The 21,216-nt window shown below is 69.9% G+C and carries 19 protein-coding genes; 14 read left to right on the top strand and 5 right to left on the bottom strand.

The window, feature by feature from the left end:
- Positions 1-148: 148 nt before the first annotated feature.
- The 5 genes from typA to QE449_RS14950 all read left to right on the top strand — a co-directional run bounded on the left by typA (position 149) and on the right by QE449_RS14950 (position 5,427).
- Positions 149-2,080, top strand: a complete 1,932-nt coding sequence (gene typA, locus QE449_RS14970; protein WP_037183854.1) for a translational GTPase TypA — start codon at positions 149-151, stop codon at positions 2,078-2,080.
- Between the two features lie 2 nt (positions 2,081-2,082).
- A complete protein-coding gene (locus QE449_RS14965; RefSeq protein WP_307109061.1) occupies positions 2,083-3,837 on the top strand; it encodes an ABC transporter family substrate-binding protein in 1,755 nt (584 codons plus the stop codon).
- Positions 3,834-4,715, top strand: coding sequence for an N-acetyl-1-D-myo-inositol-2-amino-2-deoxy-alpha-D-glucopyranoside deacetylase (gene mshB / locus QE449_RS14960; RefSeq protein ID WP_307109060.1), 882 nt, complete (start codon positions 3,834-3,836; stop codon positions 4,713-4,715). The genes QE449_RS14965 and mshB overlap by 4 nt, the downstream gene beginning before the upstream one ends.
- A 129-nt stretch (positions 4,716-4,844) precedes the next feature.
- Positions 4,845-4,997 (top strand): glycoside hydrolase family 6 protein, encoded by a 153-nt coding sequence (locus QE449_RS14955; RefSeq protein ID WP_162246780.1) that lies wholly within the window; start codon positions 4,845-4,847, stop codon positions 4,995-4,997.
- A gap of 28 nt (positions 4,998-5,025) precedes the next feature.
- A complete protein-coding gene (locus QE449_RS14950; protein ID WP_027503883.1) occupies positions 5,026-5,427 on the top strand; it encodes a hypothetical protein in 402 nt (133 codons plus the stop codon).
- Here the strand turns inward: QE449_RS14950 and QE449_RS14945 are convergent.
- From QE449_RS14945 to QE449_RS14935, 3 genes are read right to left on the bottom strand one after another with little or no spacing between them, the layout of a single operon-like run.
- Positions 5,400-6,158, bottom strand: a complete 759-nt coding sequence (locus QE449_RS14945; RefSeq protein WP_307109059.1) for a uracil-DNA glycosylase — start codon at positions 6,156-6,158, stop codon at positions 5,400-5,402. The two genes, QE449_RS14950 and QE449_RS14945, sit on opposite strands and share 28 nt — an antisense overlap.
- On the bottom strand, positions 6,155-7,609 hold the full coding sequence (locus tag QE449_RS14940) for a PH domain-containing protein (RefSeq protein WP_081821091.1): 1,455 nt from the start codon (positions 7,607-7,609) through the stop codon (positions 6,155-6,157). Before QE449_RS14940 ends, QE449_RS14945 begins: the two co-directional genes overlap by 4 nt.
- 56 nt (positions 7,610-7,665) lie before the next feature.
- Positions 7,666-8,184, bottom strand: a complete 519-nt coding sequence (locus QE449_RS14935; protein WP_307109058.1) for a PH domain-containing protein — start codon at positions 8,182-8,184, stop codon at positions 7,666-7,668.
- Between the two features lie 60 nt (positions 8,185-8,244).
- Here QE449_RS14935 and QE449_RS14930 point away from each other — a divergent pair, with 60 nt between their 5' ends.
- Genes QE449_RS14930 through QE449_RS14890 form a run of 9 tightly spaced genes read left to right on the top strand, consistent with a single transcriptional unit; the run spans position 8,245 to position 17,570 of the window.
- Positions 8,245-10,812, top strand: a complete 2,568-nt coding sequence (locus QE449_RS14930) for a bifunctional FO biosynthesis protein CofGH (RefSeq protein WP_307109733.1) — start codon at positions 8,245-8,247, stop codon at positions 10,810-10,812.
- The gene (locus QE449_RS14925; protein ID WP_222638170.1) at positions 10,809-11,636 is read left to right on the top strand and encodes a hypothetical protein; all 828 of its coding nucleotides are present in this window, start codon (positions 10,809-10,811) and stop codon (positions 11,634-11,636) included. The genes QE449_RS14930 and QE449_RS14925 overlap by 4 nt, the downstream gene beginning before the upstream one ends.
- A gap of 11 nt (positions 11,637-11,647) precedes the next feature.
- Positions 11,648-11,971, top strand: coding sequence for a ferredoxin (gene fdxA, locus QE449_RS14920; protein WP_027503879.1), 324 nt, complete (start codon positions 11,648-11,650; stop codon positions 11,969-11,971).
- 53 nt (positions 11,972-12,024) lie between these two features.
- On the top strand, positions 12,025-13,113 hold the full coding sequence (dapC, locus tag QE449_RS14915) for a succinyldiaminopimelate transaminase (protein ID WP_222650504.1): 1,089 nt from the start codon (positions 12,025-12,027) through the stop codon (positions 13,111-13,113).
- Positions 13,114-13,121: 8 nt separating this feature from the next.
- A complete protein-coding gene (locus QE449_RS14910; protein ID WP_056447428.1) occupies positions 13,122-13,661 on the top strand; it encodes a DUF6584 family protein in 540 nt (179 codons plus the stop codon).
- 56 nt (positions 13,662-13,717) lie between these two features.
- Positions 13,718-13,930, top strand: a complete 213-nt coding sequence (locus QE449_RS14905; RefSeq protein WP_056447430.1) for a hypothetical protein — start codon at positions 13,718-13,720, stop codon at positions 13,928-13,930.
- 13 nt (positions 13,931-13,943) lie between these two features.
- Complete coding sequence (locus QE449_RS14900) at positions 13,944-15,341, top strand: acyl-CoA synthetase (protein WP_285188425.1); 1,398 nt, start codon at positions 13,944-13,946, stop codon at positions 15,339-15,341.
- A gap of 11 nt (positions 15,342-15,352) precedes the next feature.
- On the top strand, positions 15,353-16,369 hold the full coding sequence (locus tag QE449_RS14895; protein ID WP_307109057.1) for an NADP-dependent oxidoreductase: 1,017 nt from the start codon (positions 15,353-15,355) through the stop codon (positions 16,367-16,369).
- 16 nt (positions 16,370-16,385) lie between these two features.
- Complete coding sequence (locus tag QE449_RS14890) at positions 16,386-17,570, top strand: alpha/beta fold hydrolase (protein ID WP_307109056.1); 1,185 nt, start codon at positions 16,386-16,388, stop codon at positions 17,568-17,570.
- Positions 17,571-17,585: 15 nt separating this feature from the next.
- Here the strand turns inward: QE449_RS14890 and QE449_RS14885 are convergent, their stop codons facing one another.
- Both QE449_RS14885 and QE449_RS14880 read right to left on the bottom strand, forming a co-directional pair.
- A complete protein-coding gene (locus QE449_RS14885; protein ID WP_307109055.1) occupies positions 17,586-19,397 on the bottom strand; it encodes an ABC transporter ATP-binding protein in 1,812 nt (603 codons plus the stop codon).
- On the bottom strand, positions 19,390-21,195 hold the full coding sequence (locus QE449_RS14880; protein ID WP_307109054.1) for an ABC transporter ATP-binding protein: 1,806 nt from the start codon (positions 21,193-21,195) through the stop codon (positions 19,390-19,392). Before QE449_RS14880 ends, QE449_RS14885 begins: the two co-directional genes overlap by 8 nt.
- Positions 21,196-21,216: the final 21 nt, after the last annotated feature.

The raw sequence follows: 21,216 nt of genomic DNA, 5'->3' as shown, positions 1-21,216 counted from the left end.
GCCGACCGTCCCGGCCTGCGTGACCGCCGTCACCCGAGCCGACCGAGTAAACTGATCCGGTCGCGCTTCTCGTCGGCGACGCAGCGCGCTCTCTGGGAGAGGAAGCCGCTCGCTCTTCACCCCGCATTCGACCCAGGAGATTTCACGCGTGACCAGCCCCACCGCCAGTCAGACCGTACCCACCACCTTCCGCAACGTCGCCATCGTCGCGCACGTCGACCACGGCAAGACCACGCTCGTCGACGCGATGCTGCGCCAGTCCGGTGCCTTCGAGGAACGCGCCGAGGCCATCGACCGCGTGATGGACTCGGGTGACCTGGAGAAGGAGAAGGGCATCACGATCCTGGCCAAGAACACGGCCGTGCACAAGCGCAACGCCGACGGCAGCACCACCGTCATCAACGTGATCGACACCCCCGGCCACGCCGACTTCGGTGGCGAGGTCGAGCGCGGACTGTCCATGGTCGACGGTGTCGTGCTGCTCGTCGACGCCTCCGAGGGCCCGCTGCCGCAGACGCGCTTCGTGCTCCGCAAGGCGCTCGCCGCGTCGCTGCCCGTCATTCTCGTGGTCAACAAGACCGACCGTCCCGACGCGCGCATCGAGGAGGTCGTCTCCGAGAGCCACGACCTGCTCCTCGACCTGGCGTCGGACCTCGACGACGAGGCCTCCGAGGCTGCCGAGCTGGCCCTCGACCTCCCCGTCCTGTACGCCTCCGGCCGTGAGGGCAAGGCGTCGACGAAGCAGCCGGAGAACGGACACGCTCCCGACGCGGAGAACCTCGACGAGCTGTTCGAGATCCTGCTCAGCTACATCCCGGCACCGAAGGGCAACGTCGAGGCGCCGCTGCAGGCTCACGTCACCAACCTCGACGCCTCCGCCTTCCTGGGCCGTCTCGCCCTGGTCCGCATCCACAACGGTGAGCTCAACAAGGGCCAGACCGTGAGCTGGATGCGCGAGGTCGACGGCGAGCCCGTCGTCCAGAAGGCCAAGATCACCGAGTTGCTCACCACCATCGGTGTCGAGCGCGTTCCCGGTCAGAAGGGCGTCGCCGGTGACATCGTCGCCGTCGCCGGCTTCCCGGACATCATGATCGGTGACACGCTGGCCGACCTCGAGAACCCGGTCGCCCTGCCGCGCATCACCGTCGATCAGCCGGCCATCTCGGTGACCATCGGTACCAACACGAGCCCCCTGGTGGGACGCGTGAGCGGCCACAAGCTGACCGCCCGCATGGTCAAGTCGCGTCTGGACCAGGAGCTCATCGGCAACGTCTCGCTCAAGGTCCTCGACATCGGTCGCCCCGATGCGTGGGAGGTCCAGGGTCGTGGCGAGCTCGCGCTCGCCATCCTCGTCGAGCAGATGCGCCGCGAAGGCTTCGAGCTCACCGTCGGCAAGCCGCAGGTGGTCACCCGCCAGGTCGACGGCAAGCTGCACGAGCCCTTCGAGGAGCTCACCATCGACACTCCCGAGGAGTACCTCGGCGGCGTCACGCAGCTGCTCGCCGCCCGTAAGGGAAAGATGGTCCAGATGACGAACCACGGCGCAGGCTGGGTTCGTATGGAGTTCATCGTCCCCTCGCGCGGTCTCATCGGCTTCCGCACGGACTTCCTCACCGACACGCGCGGCACCGGCATCGCCAACGCCGTCTTCCACGGTTACGCACCGTGGGCCGGCGAGATCCGCGCGCGCCACACCGGCTCGCTCGTCTCGGACCGTCAGGGCAGCGTCACCCCGTTCGCCATGATCCAGCTGGCCGACCGCGGCACGTTCTTCGTCGAGCCCGGTGCGGACACCTACGAGGGCATGGTCGTGGGCATCAACCCCCGCCAGGAGGACCTCGACATCAACGTCACCCGCGAGAAGAAGCTGACCAACATGCGTCAGTCCTCCGCCGACGTGATGGAGACCCTCGCCAAGCCGAAGAAGCTCGACCTCGAGATGGCGATGGAGTTCTGTGCCGGCGACGAGTGCGTCGAGGTCACGCCGGAGGTCGTCCGCGTGCGCAAGGTGCACCTCGACTCCAACGAGCGTGCGCGCGAGCGTTCGCGCAGCAAGTCGCGTGACAAGGCTGCTCTGTAATCATGTCGGTGGCGCGGGTGGGTGCGGCGCTGGCCGCTGCCCTGCTCGCGCTGTCCGCGTGCACGGCCGATCCACCGCCGCCGATCCAGAGCACCGAGACGGCCACGACGACGCCTCCCGCAGCGCCGGCGGCCACGGGTAATCCGGTCGTGGTGGCCATCGACGACGTCGGTACGGGATTCAACCCGCACCTGTTGGCCGACCAGTCGCCCGCGAACACCGCGGTGTCCACACTGGTGTTCCCCAGCCCCTTCCGCCCCGCGTCGGTGGGGACAGGAGTCGAGTGGCTGCCCGACGCGTCGCTGGTGCTCTCGGCCGAGGTGACGTCGCAGGCCCCGTTCACCATCACCTACCGGCTGCGCAACGAGTCGCAGTGGTCGGACGGTGCGCCCATCGCGGCCGAGGACTTCCGCTACCTGTGGCAACAGATGATCGACGCGCCCGGCGTGGTGGATCCCGCAGGCTACGAAGCGATCGACGACATCGCGTCCTCGGACGGCGGCAAGACCGTCACCGTCACGATGGCGACGCCGTACCCCGCGTGGCGCGAGCTCTTCGCGAATCTGCTGCCCTCCCATCTGCTCAAGGACTCGCTGGGCGGGTTCGAGCGCGGACTGCGCGACAACGTGTCCGTCTCCGGCGGACACTTCCGCATCGAGTCGATCGATCGTGGCCGCGACGAGATCCTGCTCGAGCGCAACGACCGCTACTGGGGGTCACCCTCCACGCCCGATCAGATCCTCCTCCGACGCGGGGGCAGCGACGCCCAGCTCGCCGACTCGATGCGCTCCGGCGACGCGCAGATCGCCGAGGTGCGTGGCGGTTCGGCGACACTGGCGCAACTGGGCGCCATCCCCAACGTCCGTACGGACACCCGGTTCCGTTCGCGGACCCTCGAACTGACGTTGAACGGCCGGGTGCCGGAGCTCGCGGACGCCGACGTGCGCCGCGGCGTCATGGGTCTGCTGGACGTGGACCTGCTGTCCACCGTCGCGTCGGGCACCGGCACGGCCGCGAACACCGTTCGCGCGCAGGTTCTCTCGCCGTCCCAGCCCGGCTACGTCCCCACGGCTCCGCAGACTCTCCCGCGGGACGAGGCATTGCAACTGCTCGCCGACGCGGGATTCGTGCCGGTGCCGTTGCCGCCGGCCCTGGCTCCCACCTCGGGCCAACCCACCGCGACGACGACGCCGGTGCCGGGTACCACGCGCGCGCTGACCGTCGTGATCGGCGCTCCCGAGAACGACGCGGTCGCGGTCGCGGTGGCCAACACGGCCGCCGATCAACTCCGCGACGCGGGCGTCGACGCCAGCGTCGCTCCCACCGATCCGGAGGAGTTGTACGGCACCGCGCTGCTCGAGGGCACGGTCGACGCCGTCGTCGGGTGGAGCCACGTGGGTACCGATGTGGCCACCGCCTGGTCGTCGCGCTACGGATGTGCAGCAACCGATCTCGCGACGTCGACGACGACGGCACCCGATTCCGACGCCGACCCGGTGGCGGCGAGCAACCTGTCCGGAGTCTGCGATCCGTCGCTCGAGCCGGTGATGGACCAGAGCCTGAGAGGCGACGTGAACCCGACCGAGGCCGTCATCGCGGCGCAGCCGCAGCTGTGGAACCTGCACACCGTGCTCCCCATCGCGCAGGACAGTTCCGTCGTCGCCGTCGGTCCCGGCGTGAGCGGCGCGACGCTCGCGGGGCCCGTCGAACTCGGTGTCTTCGGGGACGCGGACGACTGGATGCGGGTGACGCCGTGACGGAGCGGCCCCGGATGCTGGTCGTCCATGCGCACCCCGACGACGAGACCATCACCACCGGCGGCACCATCGCCCGCGCCGTGCGGGCGGGCGTGGACGTGACGGTCCTGACCTGCTCGCTCGGCGAGGAGGGTGAGGTGATCGGGGAGACGTGGGCCGGACTGGTCGCGGATCGCGCGGATCAGTTGGGCGGGTACCGCATCCACGAGCTGACCGTGGCGCTCGAGGCGCTCGGATGCCGGCCGCCGCGGTTTCTCGGCGGTGCCGGGCACTGGCGCGACTCGGGCATGGCCGGAACCCCCGCGGCACGCCACCCGCGTGCCTTCGTCAACGCCGACCCGGACGAGGCCGTCGGCGCGATGGTCGAGGTCATCCGTGACGTTCGCCCGCAGGTCCTCGTGGCCTACGACCCCGAGGGCGGCTACGGCCACCCGGACCACATGCAGGTGCACCGGCTGGCTGGACTGGCCGTCGAGGCGGCGGAGGACCCTGCCCGGTTCGCCGAGACGGGGCCGGCCTGGTCGGTGGACAAGATGTACTGGACGGTCACCGGTCTGCATCAGTTGACCGCAGGCCTGAGCGACCTCGGCGACGTCCCCCGGCAGTGGCGCATGCCTGTCGAGGGCGAGCTGCCGAGCGTGCCCGACGACACGATCACCACGTCCGTCGACGTCCGCCCGGTGCTCGATCTCAAACGACTCGCGTTGCGCGCGCACCGAACTCAGGTCACCGTCGCGGAGTCCGGTCGGGTCTACGCCCTGTCGAACGACATCGCGCAGCCGGTCCTCGAGGACGAGCAGTACATCCTCGTCCGCGGCGATCTCGGACCGGTCGACTCGTCGGGGCGCGAGACCGACCTGTTCGCGGGGATCGTGTGACGGCCCCCAGTGTCTGCCCGGGGACGGTGTGCGGGTCCGAACCGGGCTCGGTGCCGGGTTATGCTGTGAGCGGCATCACCGGACGGGGTCGGACGTACCCGGTGAGTTCGACTCGAAGGAGCTCTTCCCATGAATTTCGATCTTCAGTACGCCATCGTGGCGTTCGTGGATTCCCTGCGACCCACAGCCGATCTGCAGCGCGAGATCTACCTGAACTCCGTGGGCGGCTTCGCGACGTTCGTGAGCAACTACCTCACGTCGATAGGGTTCCCTCCTCGCTGACGTTCACGGCGCCGACAGGATCGGCGCGATGACGGGCCACGCCGGGGAGGGCGTGGTGTCCGGCATCAAGGCGTCGATCGTCGGCGCATTGGTGCTCGACGGGTTCCTGTGCGCCGTGACCGCAGTGCTGTTCCTCCCGCTGTATCTCGGAAGCACTCCGTTCCCCGTCAGTGGTGTCCTCGCCGGCATCGTCAACGTGATCCTCGTGCGGGTCGCGTTCTCGGTGACGCACAACGTCTCCCGCGCCGCTCTCCCGGTCGCGGGATTCTTCGTGGGTCTCGTGCTGGCCATGCTGGGGGGACCGGGTGGAGACGTGCTCGTCGTGGCCGACTGGCGCACCCTGGTCCTCGTGGCAGGCGGGTTGCTTCCCGCTGTGGTGCAACTGTTCGCGTTGCGCATGGGTCAGTTCGCCGAACTCGGACGCGGCTGACTCCTGTCGATTCCGGCGGCGTCGGCCGCCGCGGCGAGCACCTGCTCCACCATGGCCGGCGTGAGCCGTCCGGTGAAGGTGTTCTGCTGGCTGACGTGGAAGCACCCGAACAGATGCAGGTCCGGCAACTCCTTCTCGGGTGACGTCAGCACGACGTGCGCACCGTGGCCGAACTTCGGGCGCGGTCGGGGGATCGTCCACCCCGCGCCGTCGAGGACCGGAAGCAGTGCCTGCCAGCCGAATCCGCCCAGGACCATCACTGCCCGAACGGTCGGCGCCAGGATGTGCAGTTCCGTCTCCAACCAGTGACGGCACCGGTCGCGCTCCTCCGGTGTCGGCTTGTTGGCCGGGGGAGCGCAGTGCACCGGCGACGTGATGCGCGTGCCGATCAACTCGAGGCCGTCGGCGATGTGGGTCGCCGTGGGCTGCGTGGCGAGGCCGACGGCGTGCATGGCCGCGTAGAGAACGTCGCCGCTGCGGTCGCCCGTGAACATCCGTCCGGTGCGATTCGCGCCGTGAGCCGCCGGCGCCAGGCCGACGATCAGCAGGCGAGCGTCCACGGGGCCGAAACCCGGAACCGGTCGGCCCCAGTAGGTCTCGTCACGGAACGCGGCCCGCTTCTCGCGCGCCACCAGCTCACGCCACTCCACCAGGCGCGGACACGCGCGGCACTCCGACACCGCCACATCGAGTTCGGGGATGCTCCGGGGTGTACCGGAGTCGGGTGTCACGGGCGCTCCGCCCACACGTCGCCGGCACCGGGCTGAGCGCTCTCGACGATCGACCACGCGTGGTCGGCGGGTACGTCGAGCACCGTGTAGCGGCCCGTGCCGGCCGCGGTGGCGGCGACGATGGTCGCGACACCGGCCCGTCGCTGGAAGAAGGTCTGCCGGACACCCCAGGCGACCACGCCGTCGGTGTCGAGGACGACGCGTCGCCGGTCGAGGCTGCCGTGCTCGGTGATCAGAACTCCCGGGTGGGCACGGTGGCCCAGGGCGGCGTACCGATCGAGCGCCAGGGCGACGGCGGCCACCACGAGGAGCGCGACGCCGATCCACGCGGCGATCGGGACGTCCCGGCCGGTCGACCGGACCACGAGGAGTGCGACAGCGACCAGCAGGACCGGCCCGACGGCGCGGGTGAGCCTGCGCCGCAAAGCCGCCGGTCCGTGCTTCTGCAGTGTCACCGTGGCCGGCGCGCTCTCCGGCAGACCCGCCAGCACGTCGTCCATCGTGTGGCGGGCGGCCGGCAGGGGAGCGGGTGGCAGGAGCAGCGACGACTCCTTCTCCGAAGCGGACACCCCGGTCATGACGGCATCCAGGCGCGCTCCGCGCGCCCACCGCAGGACCAGCGGTCGACGCAACGTCGCGCCGCGGAGGCGGTCGCGGTCCAGCGTCGTGTGTCGCGTCGACAGCAGTCCGTGGCCGACGCGGAGCCTGGTGCCGTCGTCGGTCACGGAGAGGTTGCCGTAGACGACCAGGTAGCGCACCACGGAGACGATGCTCGACACGACGAGCAGCAGGGCCGCGGCGACGACCACCGCGACCACGATGCCGAGGCGCAGAACGGCCTGATAGGTGTCGTCGAGGGCCGGCGAAGAGGCGATGTCACCGGCGAACCCGGACTGGAACACGAGCCCGAATCCGGCACCGACGACGACGATGCCCGTGGCCGTGAAGGGGGCGAATCGAACCCAGCCGGTACGGAAGTGGGCGATCTCACGTTCGGGCGTCACGGCGGGTTCGGTCACTGCGACCGGATCCACTCCCACCGTCCGGCCGGTGCTCGCCAGCAACTCCTCACGCAGGGCGGGGACCAGGTCGGAGGCGAGGGCGTTCAGCTCGAACGAGTCGGCCTTGTCCGACTTCTGCTGACCGGTGCCCACGGTGAGGATCGACAGTCCCAGCAGTCGGTGCAGCGGCCCGGCTCGCACGTCCACACTGCGGATTCGACCACGCGGAATGGAGAGCACCTTCTTCTGGAAGAGCCCGCGGCGCAGCTGGACGTCGTCCGAGCCGATGCGGTACCCGGTGGTGAACCAGCGCAGGATGGCCGCGCCCACGAGGAGGACCACGACGATCAGGCCCCAGACGTGCGTGCCGCTCTGCGATCCGAGAACGAGGGACAGCAGGAGCACCGGCAGCAGGCGGACCAGCTCGGTGACCGGGTGGATCAGGAGCATGCGCTTGTCGAGTCGCAGCCACGGCAACTCGTCGACGCGCAGGCCGGCGTCCTGCGTCACGTGGCGTCGCCTCGTGAGCGTGCGGCCGCCGCGGTGATGGCGGCGACGGTGCGATCGGCGGTCGCGAGGTCGAGCCCCGCGATCTCCAGAGCTCCCGCGGAGGACGCGGTCGTCACCGTCACGGTGGCCAGTCCGAGTGCCCGGTCGAGCGGCCCGCGCTCGGTGTCGACGGTCTGCACTCGGGACAGGGGAGCGATGCGCCGTTCCTGAGTCACCCAGCCGGTGCGCGTGTGGACGGCGGTGTCGCTCAGTTCCCAGCGGTGCACCCGATAGCGCCACTGCGGCGCGATGGTCACGTGCGCTCCCGCGAGGACCGCCACGGCGACGGCAGCGGCCACCACGGGCGTCCAGGACGGGCGCTCGACGTTCACCGCGAGCACCACGGCCCACACGATCACGGCGACGACCACCGGGAGCCACAGCAGGGCGGCTGCCACGGCCCACAGAATCTTCGCCCGCGGATCGGGGCGATGCGCGGGATCGGTGAGGACCACACCGGGACTGTTGTCGGACACGTCGCATCACCCCTGCTGTGGCACGCCTCCGGCCGGAGGGCGCATGATCGAACGGTGACGATGTTGCCCGATCCGAGTACTCCCGCGCGCGCCGACACCCGAGTGACGCCTCCCGACAGCCCGGCACCGACCGCATCGGCGCTGCGGCGTGCGCTGCGCCGTGCCCGCGACGGTGTGGTGATCAGTGTCGACGAGGCGACCACGCTGCTGCACGCCCGCGGCGACGACCTGACCGATCTCTGCGCGTCCGCGGCGCGGGTGCGGGACGCGGGACTGCTCGCCGAGAACCGCCCCGGCACGGTGACCTACTCGCGCAAGGTGTTCATTCCCCTCACCCGGCTGTGCCGGGACACGTGCCACTACTGCACGTTCGTGACGGTCCCCGGCAAGCTGCGCGCCGAGGGGCACGGGATGTTCCTCGAGGCCGACGAGGTGCTCGACATCGCGCGGCGCGGTGCCGAACTGGGATGCAAGGAAGCGTTGTTCACGCTCGGCGACCGCCCCGAGGCCCGCTGGCCCGAGGCGCAGGAGTGGTTGGACGCGCGCGGCTACGACTCGACGCTGGACTACCTGCGGGCGATGTCGATCCGCGTGCTCGAGGAGACGGGTCTGCTCCCGCACCTCAATCCCGGAGTGATGAGCTGGGAGGAGATGTCGCGCCTCAAGCCGGTCGCGCCGTCGATGGGCATGATGCTCGAGACCACCTCGCGTCGACTGTTCGAGAAGAAGGGGCAGGCCCACTACGGCAGCCCCGACAAAGACCCCGAGGTGCGTCTGCGCGTGCTGACCGACGCCGGTCGTCTCACCGTTCCGTTCACCACCGGCATCCTCGTGGGCATCGGCGAGACGATCCGTGACCGCGCCGAGTCGATCATGGCGATCCGGAAGTCGCACAAGGCATTCGGTCACGTGCAGGAAGTGATCGTGCAGAACTTCCTGGCCAAGGATGACACCGCGATGCGCTCCGCGCCCGATGCCGGCCTGGAGGAGTTCCTCGCCACCATCGCCGTGTCCCGTATCCTTCTCGGCCCGGCCATGCGCATCCAGGCGCCGCCGAATCTGGTGTCCGCGCAGGAGTGCGCGGCGTTGCTCGCCGCGGGCGTCGACGACTGGGGCGGTGTCTCGCCGCTCACCCCCGATCACGTCAATCCCGAGCGGCCGTGGCCGAACCTCGACACTCTCGCGCAGCTGTCCGCGGACGCCGGCTTCACGCTGACCGAACGCACGGCGGTGCAGCCGCGGTACGTCCTGGCGGGCTCACCGTGGATCGATCCGCGGATCTCGGCGCACGTGCGTGCGCTCGCCGACGACGCGACCGGGCTGGCGGTGCCGGAGACGATCCCGTCCGGTCTGCCGTGGCAGGAACCCGACGAGGTGTGGGAGTCCACCGGCCGCGTCGACCTCAACACCGGCATCGACACCGAGGGTCGCAACACCGAGACGCGCAGCGACATGGGCAGCGCGTTCGGCGACTGGGAGTCCATCCGCGAGCAGGTGGCGCATCTCGCGACCCTGGACAGCGTCGACCGCGACGTGGTCGCCGCCCTCCGCGCCGCGGAGAAGGATCCCGGCAACTGCACCGACGAGGAGTACCTGGCGCTGGCCACCGCCGAGGGTGCGGCGCTCGACGCGGTGACCGCCTTCGCCGATCAGCTGCGCCGTGACGTCGTCGGTGACGACGTCACGTACGTCGTGAACCGGAACATCAACTTCACCAACATCTGCTATACCGGGTGCCGCTTCTGCGCCTTCGCCCAACGCAAGGGCGATGCCGACGCGTTCTCGCTGTCGACCAGCGAGGTCGCCGACCGGGCCTGGGAGGCGCACGTCCTCGGCGCCACCGAGGTCTGCATGCAGGGCGGCATCGATCCGGAGCTGCCCGTGACCGGATACGCAGACCTGGTGCGCGCGGTGAAGGCGCGGGTGCCGTCGATGCACGTGCACGCCTTCTCGCCCATGGAGATCGTCAACGGGGCCTCGCGCGGTGGCCAGTCGGTGCGCGACTGGCTGACCGAACTGCGGGAGGCCGGGCTGGACACCATCCCCGGTACGGCGGCGGAGATCCTCGACGACGAGGTCCGCTGGGTGCTCACCAAGGGCAAGCTGCCCGCCCAGACGTGGATCGACGTCGTCACCACGGCGCACGAGGTGGGACTGCGGTCGAGCTCGACGATGATGTACGGCCACGTCGACAACCCCTCGCACTGGGTGGGACACCTGAACGTGCTCAAGCGGATCCAGGACCGCACCGGTGGTTTCACCGAGTTCGTGCCGCTGCCGTTCGTGCACCAGAGTTCGCCGCTGTACCTGGCGGGGGCGTCACGACCCGGACCGACGCAGCGCGACAACCGGGCCGTCCACGCACTGGCGCGGATCATGCTGCACGGCCGCATCGACAACATCCAGACGAGCTGGGTGAAACTCGGCGTGACGGGAACTCGGGTGATGCTGAACGGCGGCGCCAACGACCTGGGTGGCACGCTGATGGAGGAGACGATCTCGCGGATGGCGGGATCGCAGCACGGATCGGAGAAGACCGTCGAGGAACTACACGCGATCGCCGAGGGAATCGGACGACGCGCAGTCGAGCGCACCACCGCCTACGCAGACCGGACGGAAGCAGCATGAGCGCTGATCGATTGGGCGACGAGCGCGTCGCCGGAGTTCTCAAGGCCGCAGTGCGCGTGATCGTGCCGGTCCTCGAACTGCTCGCGGACCGCGACCCGCTCGGCCTCAAGAAGCGCACGTTCCGCGAGCAGGCGGACGCGAACGGCACGAAGGTCGACGCGGCGCTGAACGCCGTCGCGTCGGTGTTCGACGCCGCCGACACACCGGGAACCAAGGCGTGGGAGTCGATGACCGTCGACCAGCGCGTCTCGTGGTGGGTCGGCCGCGTCGGCGGGATCGGCACCGTGGCGGTGGCGTTCCCCGGCATCTTCGGTGTGCTCGCTCGCCGACTCCCGCTCGGCGACGTCCTCGGGTTCGCGAACCAGGCCATCGTCCTGGTGGCCGTCGCCCGCGAGTACGGCATCACCGAGCAGGACGAGCAGGTCCGCCTGCTGGCATCGGTGCTGTGCAACCGCGAGCTGCCGAAGGGTGCCAGCATCCACGCGCCCGAACCCGACGTCGACGGCGTCACGGACGACAGCCGTGTCACCGAGCCGTCCGGTCGCTTGTCCCGGTCCCCGTTCGCGTTGCTGTCGACCTTGTGGTCGGTCACCAAGATCCTCAAGGCCGTCACCGACGAATTGGACAAGCGGCCCCGCAGCCGTACCGTTTACAGATGGCTCGGTAACCTGCCCGTGGTCGGTGCGGTCGCCGGGTACTTCGGCGAGCGCGGCGCACTGTCCCGAGCTGCGAAGCTGGGGCGCCGGTGGGTCGAGCAGAACAGCACGTCCGCGTCGAACGCGTCCCCGCGGGGCCGCGACACGCTCAGAGTTCGGAAAGGCTAAGGAGAACCTCAGTGCCGTACACGATTGCTGAACCGTGCGTCGATGTCCTCGACAAGGCATGCATCGAGGAATGCCCTGTCGACTGCATCTACGAGGGTGGACGCATGCTCTACATCCAGCCCGACGAGTGCGTGGACTGCGGTGCCTGCGAGCCGGTGTGCCCCGTCGAGGCGATCTTCTACGAGGACGACGTCCCCGAGCAGTGGTCCGCCTACGTCAGCGCCAACGTCGACTTCTTCGACGAACTGGGCTCACCCGGTGGCGCGGCCAAGGTCGGAAAGACCGACTACGACCCGCCGTTCATCAAGGCTCTGCCCCCCATGGGTGAGAACTGAGCGTGACGGACGCACCCGTCGTCTCGCGTCGGTCGCCCGCTGTTCGTCGATCCGTGGCGAGCCTGTTGCCCGAGTTCCCGTGGGACACGCTGGCCGACGTCACCGCGCTGGCGCGGTCGCATCCACACGGCATCGTGAACCTGTCCGTCGGTACGCCGGTGGACCCGGTCGCCGACGTCGTCCGTGACGCTCTCGCGGCGGCCTCCGCGCAGCCCGGGTACCCCACGACAGTGGGCACACCCGAGCTGCGGGCGGCCGCCGTCAGTGCGCTCGCACGTCGCTACGGCATCGGTGGGTTGGACGAACGCTCGATCCTGCCGGTGATCGGAACCAAGGAAGTCATCGCCTGGTTGCCGACCCTGCTCGCGCTCGGCCCGGACGATCTCGTCGTCATCCCGGAACTGGCGTACCCCACCTACGAGGTCGGGGCCCTGCTCGCGGGATGCCGCACACTGCGCGCGGACGGGGTGTCGCGTCTCGGTCCCGAACGCGCGTCCCTGATGTTCGTCAACTCGCCGTCCAATCCCAGTGGCCGGGTGCTCGGTGTAGCCCACCTGCGCAAGGTGGTCGAGTGGGCCCGCGAACGCGGCACGATCGTCGTGTCGGACGAGTGCTACCTCGGACTCACCTGGGAGGGACGCGCCGTCTCGATCCTCGACGACGAGGTGTGCGGCGGGGACACCACCGGCCTGCTGGCCGTGCACTCGCTGTCCAAGACGTCGAACCTCGCGAGCTACCGCGCCGGCTTCGTGGCCGGCGATCCCGCCCTGGTCGCGGAACTGCTCGCGGTCCGCAAGCACGCGGGCATGATGGTTCCCCTTCCGGTGCAGGCGGCCATGACCGCGGCGCTGAGCGACGACGAGCACGAGAACGTGCAACGCGAGCGCTACCGCGATCGTCGGACCGCGCTCGCCGCCGCCGTGGTGGCGGCCGGATTCACCATCGATCACTCCGAGGCCGGCCTGTACCTGTGGGCCACGCGCGGTGAACCGTGCCGGGACACCGTGCGCTGGTTCGCCGAACGCGGCATCCTCGTCGCTCCGGGGGAGTTCTACGGTCCCGACGGCGGCACCCACGTCCGCATCGCGCTGACGGCGACCGACGAGCGCATCGCCGCTGCCGTCGCCCGTCTCACGGTCTGAGCCCGGCCATGGGAGCGCTCGACCGCGCGCAGGAGGATCTGGCTCGCGGGGAACCATGGAGTGCGCGCAAGCGCCTGACAGCGCTGCTGGATCAGGACGCCGCCTCGCAACCCGCGCTCGACCTCCTCGGCTACGCGTGCCTGGCGATGGACGACCCGGCCGGTGCCGGTGCGGCCTGGTTCCTCACCGATCGAGACGACGCCGACCCGCTGGTGCGGCACGCGCTCGACTCGTTCGTCGCCGCGTGCCCGACACCGCTGGTGCTCGCGCGCCGACTGCCCATCAACGCGCCGTCGCGGGCCTATCCGCCCCGCGTTCGCGAGCGGCTGGCCGTGCTCGAGTCGCGAGTGCGTGCCAGCGGCGAGGAGTGGGAGCCGCCCGGCGAGGTGCACTACTTCGCGCAGGAGGGCGTCGACGTCGAGGCGTTCGACGAGTGGTCGGACGCTCCCGCCGCGTCCCGGTCCGGTGTGAAGATGGTCGCCGCCGTCCTCGTGGTCGCCATGATCGGCACCGCGTCCATCGCGACCGTTCTCACCGTCTTCTTCTGACGACGCGCCGCCGCGAGGCCGAGGACGTGTCGGGGGCCGGTGGTACAGATGGAGTCATGAAGGATTCGCTGACCGGATGCGTCGAGTGTCTCGGCGCTCTCGACCACTGTCACGGCACGCTCGTCGTCCACCTGCACGGTGCGGTCGAGTGCACCGACGACGCCTGTGTTCTGCTGCACGCCGTCCGGCACACCCTCGTCGTCGACTGTTCCGCGGTCGCCGGGGGCTGCACGTGCATCGAGGTCACGGAGCAGCTGCGGGCGTCGTGAGAGACTGCTCGGTGTGCTGCTCCGGTCTCTGAACTCGTACGCGATCACCCATGGCGGCGACGCCGACGACGCGGTCACCGTCGGTGACGTCGTCCTCTCTCGAAGCGATCTGCTCGGGGCCGCCACGTCGGTGGCCGAGCGCATCATGGGCGTCGACCGGGTGGCCGTCCTCGCCGAACCGACCGCCCGCACCGTCGTCGCCGTGGTCGGTGCGCTCATCGCCGGAGTGGCCGTGGTGCCGGTGCCCCCGGACTCCGGGCCGACCGAACTCGACCACATCCTCGCGGACTCCGGTGCCCGCGGGTGGCTGGGTGTCGCGCCCGAGCACGACGGCGGTCTGCCCGTCGTCCCGGTCCGCATGCACGCACGGTCCTGGCACAGCTACGCGGAGCCGTCGGACGACACGACCGGTCTCGTGCTCTACACCTCGGGAACCACGGGCCCTCCGAAGGGCGTGATCCTCAGCCGCGGTGCGCTCGCCGCCGGCATCGACGCGCTCGCCGAGGCGTGGGGGTGGACGGCGAACGACACTCTGGTGCACGGACTCCCGCTCTATCACGTGCACGGGCTCGTGCTGGGAGTCCTGGGTCCGCTGCGACTCGGCAGTCGAGTGATCCACACCGTCAAGCCCTCCGCGGAGCGGTACGCCGCGGCGCGGGGAACGATGTACTTCGGGGTTCCCACCGTGTGGTCGCGAGTGGCGGCCGACCCGGAGTCCGCCGCGGCGCTGTCGCACGCTCGGTTGTTGATCTCGGGCAGTGCCCCGCTGCCGGTGCCGGTGTTCGAGAAGATCGCCGCTCTCACGGGTCTCGAACCGATCGAGCGCTACGGCATGAGCGAGACCCTCATCACGCTGAGTACGCGCGCCGACGGTGAGCGACGACCCGGTTGGGTCGGAGTTCCGGTGCGCGGCATCGAGACTCGGCTGCGCGGTGAGGACGGGTCGGAGGTCCCACGCGACGGGGAGTCCATCGGTTCGTTGGAGGTGCGCGGCCGGTTCTTCGACGGTTACCTGAACAAGCCGGAGGCCACCGCGGCCTGCTGGACGGACGACGGGTGGTTCCGGACGGGAGACGTCGCGGCGATCGACCCGGCGGGCTTCCATCGGATCGTCGGCCGGGAGTCGACGGACCTGATCAAGACCGGTGGGTACCGCGTCGGCGCGGGCGAGGTGGAGACGGCGATCCTCGGTGTTCCCGGAGTGCGTGAGGTGGCGGTCGTGGGACTGCCCGACGACGATCTCGGCCAGCGCATCGTGGCGTTCGTCGTGGGTGACGAGGTGGAGCCGCGAGCAGTCGTCGACTCTGTGGCACAACAGCTCTCGGTGCACAAGCGGCCGCGTGAGGTACGCGTGGTGGACTCGTTGCCGCGGAACGGGATGGGCAAGGTCCGCAAGAACCTGTTGGAGTAGCGTCGGGAGACATGACCTCCTCCACTCGCATCGTCCTGGCCTCTCGTCCCACCGGCGCACCCACTGCCGAGAACTTCCGGACCGAGACGGTCGATCTCCCCGAGGTCGGTGACGGTCAGGTCTCGCTGAAGACCCTGTACCTGTCGCTGGACCCGTACATGCGCGGCCGGATGAGCGACGCCGAGTCGTACGCGGAGCCCGTCGAGGTGGGCGACACGATGGTGGGCGCCACGGTCTCCGAGGTGATCGAGTCTCGAAGCGACGCCGTGTCGGTCGGCGCCGTGGTGCTCGGCTACACGGGGTGGCAGTCGCACGCGGTGGTCGACGCGTCGTCCGTGCGAGTGCTGGATCCGGAGAAGGCGCCCGTGTCCACCGCGCTGGGCGTGCTGGGGATGCCGGGCTTCACCGCGTACTCCGGCATGACGAAGATCGGGCAGCCGAAGCAGGGGGAGACCGTCGTGGTCGCAGCGGCCAGTGGGCCCGTCGGCTCGGCCGTCGGCCAGTTCGCGAAGATCAAGGGTGCGCGCGCCGTCGGCATCGCCGGCGGTCCCGAGAAGTGTGCGTACCTGATCGACGAGCTCGGCTTCGACGCCGCCGTCGATCACCGCGCCCCGGATTTCAAGGATCAGTTGAAGGCCGCGACTCCGGACGGCATCGACGTCTACTTCGAGAACGTGGGCGGCGCCGTCGCGAAGGCGGTGCTCCCGCGGCTCAACCTCTACGCACGCGTGCCGGTGTGCGGTCTCATCGCGCAGTACAACGACACGCAGGCACCGGAGGGTCCGGATCGGCTGCCCGGCTTCTTCACGCGCGTGCTGACGAAGAGCCTGACCATCCGCGGCTTCATCCAGAGCGAATTCGTCCCGGAGCTCTACAAGGACTTCCTGCGCGAGGTCGCCGAGTGGATCGACAACGGATCGTTCCGCTACCGGGAAGACGTGGTCGCGGGTCTCGAGAACGCTCCCGACGCGTTCTTCGGGCTGCTCGAGGGCAAGAACTTCGGCAAGCTCGTCGTCAAGGTGGCGTGACGGTTAGAGTACACGTGTGCACTCGAATCGCGATCGGAACGAAGTAGCGGGCGCTGCCGACGTCGTGGCCACGGCCATCGACATCCTCAGCCGCCCTGTCCAGGGGACCCACCGCGCGATCAACGACGTGGTGTTCGGGGTGCTGGGCCGTTCCGCGGCACCCGTGCGCATCCTGAACGAGGGCATCGCCGACCTGGTCTACGAGGCCGTGCGCGGGGGCGGTGTGGCGGCCGCCGAGGCTGTCACCGCGGTGTCCCGGCTGTTGCCCGAGGACCGCGTGTCCCACGCGGTCACGTCCACCGCGGCCGGATCGGTCGTGGTCGGCGCCGTCAACGGGCTGCTGGGCGACCGGCTCGCCGCCGAGGGCAACGACCTGACGGTGGAACTCGGGCCGCATCACGAGCGCCGCATCGTCGGGAACGACACCGCGATGCTGACCACCGCGTATCCGAAGGCCACGGGTCACGTCGCCGTGCTCGTGCACGGGCTGGGGGAGACCGAGCAGGCCTGGTACTACCGCCACGACGGGCGGGGCAGCTACGGCGAGGCGCTGGCCGCGCACGGCATCAGCGCGGTCTGTCTGCGGTACAACACGGGCGCCGGGATCGAGGACAACGGGGCGGCACTGGCCGGCCTCCTCGACGAGCTGATCGCGGTCTGGCCCGTCCCCGTCGAGCGGATCGACCTCGTCGGGCACTCGATGGGCGGGCTCGTGGTGCGGCGTGCCTGTGCGATCGAGGCGAGCAGGGCGACCTGGCTGCCGCTGGTGCGCACGGCCTGCTACCTGGGCACCCCGCACGAGGGCGCACCGCTCGCGACTGGCGTGTACCACCTCTCCCGTGCCCTGCGGAGGGTGCGGCAGACGGCGGTGTGGGCGGACCTGCTCGACGTCCGCAGCCGCGGCGTGGACGACCTGAGACTGGCCACGGACGTGGCGCTCGCCCCCGGGATCCGGCACGTCGCGGTCGCCGCCACCCTGGCCGCCGACGACACGGCCTGGTGGGCCGACGCCGTGGGAGACGGACTGGTGACGCTGCGCAGCGCACGGGGGCCGATGACGGAGTTGCACACGCTCGTCGGCACCGGGCACCTCGCGCTGCTGTCGGATCCGCGGGTGCTCGACGTCCTCACCGAACTCATGGCGGACGCGACACCGGCCGAGATCGACGACGTCACCGAGCCGGACGAGACGGTGGCGTGAGACCACCGTCCCGCGTCAGACCAGGCTCTCCTGCCACGCCGTGTTCAGGTGCGCGAACCTGCCGTCGCCGGCGACGAGGGCCTCCGGGGTGCCGTCCTCGACGATCCGTCCGTCGGCCATGACGAGAACGCGGTCCGCGATCGCGACCGTCGACAGGCGGTGCGCGATGATCAGTGCGGTCCGGCCGTGCAGGATCGTCTCGAGGGCGCGCTGGACCAGGCGCTCGCCGGGGATGTCGAGGCTGGACGTGGCCTCGTCGAGCACGATCACCGACGGTGCGGCGAGGAACACCCGCGCGAAGGCCACCAGCTGTCGCTGTCCGGAGGACAGACGTCCACCGCGCTTGCGCACGTCGGTGTCGATGCCCCGCGGCAGTGCGGCCAGGAACGGGGTGAGGCCCACGGCGTCGGCGGCCGCCCGCACCTCGTCGTCGGTCGCGGACGGTCGGCCGAGTCGGATGTTGTCCGCGATCGATCCGGAGAACAGGAACGATTCCTGCGTCACCATGACGACGTTGCGACGCAGGTCGTCGTCGGCCAGGTCGCGGAGATCGATGCCGTCGAGACGGATCCGGCCGTCCGTGGGGTCGTAGAACCGCGCGAGGAGCTTGGCCACCGTCGACTTGCCGGCACCGGTGGCGCCGACCATGGCGACCACCTGTCCGGCCGGCACGTGCAGCGAGAAGGGCTGCAGCACCAGCGCGTCCGCGGCGTAGCCGAACGAGACCCGGTCGAACTCCACGTCGCCGGCCGCGATTCCGATCGGCACCGGGGTGGTGGGAGGCGCCACCGTCGGTTCCTCCTCGAGCACGCCCGAGATCTTTTCGAGCGCCGCCGCGGCCGACTGGTACGCGTTGAACACCTGCGCGAGTTCGTCGAGCGGCCCGTAGAAGCGGCGGAGGTACAGCACGTAGGCGGCGAGCACGCCGATGTCGAGGGCACCGCCGATGACCCGCATGCTGCCCACGACCACGATGACGGCGAGGGTGGCGTTGCCGATCCAGCGCACGATGCCGGTGTAGCTCGCCATTCCGCGCAGCGCAGTGGTGGTGGCGTCCCGGTACTCGGTGTCCTCCGCGAGCAGGATCGCGTCGTTGCGGCGCTCGCGGCGGAACACCTGGACGGCGCGGATGCCGACCATCGACTCGACGAAGTGCACCACGACGCGCGCGATGGACACCCGGGTGCGTCGGTAGGCGCGGCGCTGGCGGCGCTGCGACCAGCGTGTGGTCAGTAGCAGCGGAACGAATCCCGCGAGCACGACGAGGGCCAGCGGAACGTCGAGCCAGAACAGGATGATCGCGATCGAGACCATCGACAGGATCGCGGTCAACGCATCGTTGAGCGCGCTCTCGAGAAGCGTCTGCAGTGATTCGACGTCGCTGGTCAGCCGCGAGATCACCTTGCCGGACGTGTACTTCTCGTGGAAGGACAGCGACAGTGCCTGCGCGTGGCGGAACACCCGCTCGCGCAGATCGAACAGGATGTCCTGGCTCAGGCGGCCCGAGACCATGAGGAACGCGTACGTGGTGGCGGCGCCGAGGAACCCGACCACGACGTATCCCGCCACGGTCCACACCAGCGGCGCCCATCGTCCGTCGACGGCAGCGGCGACGCCCGTGTCGAGAGCGTGGGCGATGAACAGCGGTCCCGCGACGAACGCCAGGTTGTCCAGGAAGATGATCGCCATCGCGAGGACCGTGCGGCGGCGGTGCGGACGCAGCAGCGAGAAGAGCAGTCGACGTGAGCGACCGGCCAGGACGAGGTTGCCTGCCCGGTCCACGTCGGTGTCCTCACCGCCGACGCCGCGCCAGTCGGTGTCAGCCATGATCTCGCTCCGCTCCCGACATCGAGCCCATCACGTCGCGGTACGCCGCCGAGGTGGCGAGCAGGTGCTCGTGCGTCCCGGTCTCCATCACCGTGCCGTGGCCGAGGTGCACGACGCGATCCGCGAGCGCGGCGGTCGAGGGGCGGTGTGCCACCAGCACGGTCGTGGAGTGCGCGAGCACGGTGCGCAGCCTGCGCTGAACCGTCGCCTCGGTGTCCACGTCGAGTGCGGAGAGCGGATCGTCCAGCACGAGCACGCGGGGCCGGCCGAGCACCGCCCGCGCCAGCGCCAGACGCTGGCGTTGACCGCCGGACAGGCTCAGTCCCTGCTCGCCGATCCGGGTGTCGAGGCCCCACGGCAGCTTCTCGACGAAATCCGTCGCGTGCGCGATCTCGAGTGCCTCCGCGACGTCCTCGTCCGTCGCGTCGGGGCGGCCCAGCGCGACGTTCTCGCGCACACTGGCCGAGAACAGCACCGGCTCCTCGAAGGCGACCGAGACCACCGAGCGCAGATCCGCCAGCCGCATCGACCGGACGTCGACACCGTCGAGAGTGATCGCGCCACCGTCGACGTCGAAGAGCCGAGGAATCAGCGTCGTCAGGACGGACTTCCCCGTTCCGGTGTTGCCGACGAGAGCCACCGTCTCGCCCGGACGCACCTCGAACGTGACGTCGTGCAGGAGGTGGTCGGATGCGTCCGGGAATGCGAAGGAGACGTGGTCGACGCGGATGTTCCCCCGCACCGGGTCGGGCAGGGGAACGGGGGAGACCGGATCCACGATGGTGTCCGGGGTGTCCATGATCTCCCAGTACCGATCCGCCGCCGTCCGTGCGTTGTTCAGCTCGGCGAGCAGAAAACCGAAGGACTCGATGGGCCACAGCAGGAAGGCGACGACGGCCATGGTCGCCACCAGAGTTCCGGCCGTCAGGGTCCCCGTCACGATGGCGTACGTCCCGTAGGCGAGCATGCCGCCGACGGCCACCGGTGGCAGTCCGACGATGACGGTCCACAGGATCGCCAGGTACCGAACCTTGGTGAGCTCGGTCGTGCGGAGCGTCGCGGCCTGCGCGAGGAAGCGGCGTCCCAGGTGGGCGCTGCGGCCGAACGCCTTGAGCACCCGGATGCCGTGGATGGACTCCTCGACGGTGGTGGTGACGTCGCCGGCCTGGTCCTGGGCGTCGCGTGCGACGACGCGATAGAGCTCCTCGAACCGGACGCACGCCCACACCAGCGGAATCGCCACGACGAGCATGATGACGCCGAATTGCCATGCGCGGGAGAGCAGGACACCGAGACCCACGACGAGGGTCACCGCGTTGATGATGATGAACGGTCCGATGAAGGCGACGAAGCGGCGCAGCGCGGAGAGGTCGGAGATGGCGCGGGAGAGCAGTTGGCCCGATTCCCAGCTGTCGTGCGCGGCCACCGACACGTGCTGCAGCTTCGCGAACACGTGCGCGCGGGCCGTGATCTCGAACTGACTCGACGGCCCCGACACCAGGTAGCGACGGATCCAGATGCCGGCGGCATCGATCGTTCCCAGCAGCATCACCAGCGCCGCAGGCCACCACACGCCGGCGACGTCGCCGCGGGTGATCGGGCCGTCGATGATGCTCTGGATGACGAGCGGGATCACCAGGCCGGTGAGCGTGGCGATCAGCGAGACCACGATGGACCCGACGAAGTACCAGCGATACGGCGCCAGGAACGGGGCGAAGCGGCGGAGCGACGAGGTCACCGTCGCGGAGGACGCCTCGACCGCACGTCTCGTTCCGCGATCGAGCACTCCGGTGGACACACACGACTCCTCACGTACCGC

It is taken from the genome of Rhodococcus sp. SORGH_AS_0303, assembly GCF_030819335.1.
Classification (GTDB): Bacteria; Actinomycetota; Actinomycetes; order Mycobacteriales; family Mycobacteriaceae; genus Rhodococcoides.
This window is presented reverse-complemented; position numbering and strand designations above follow the sequence as displayed.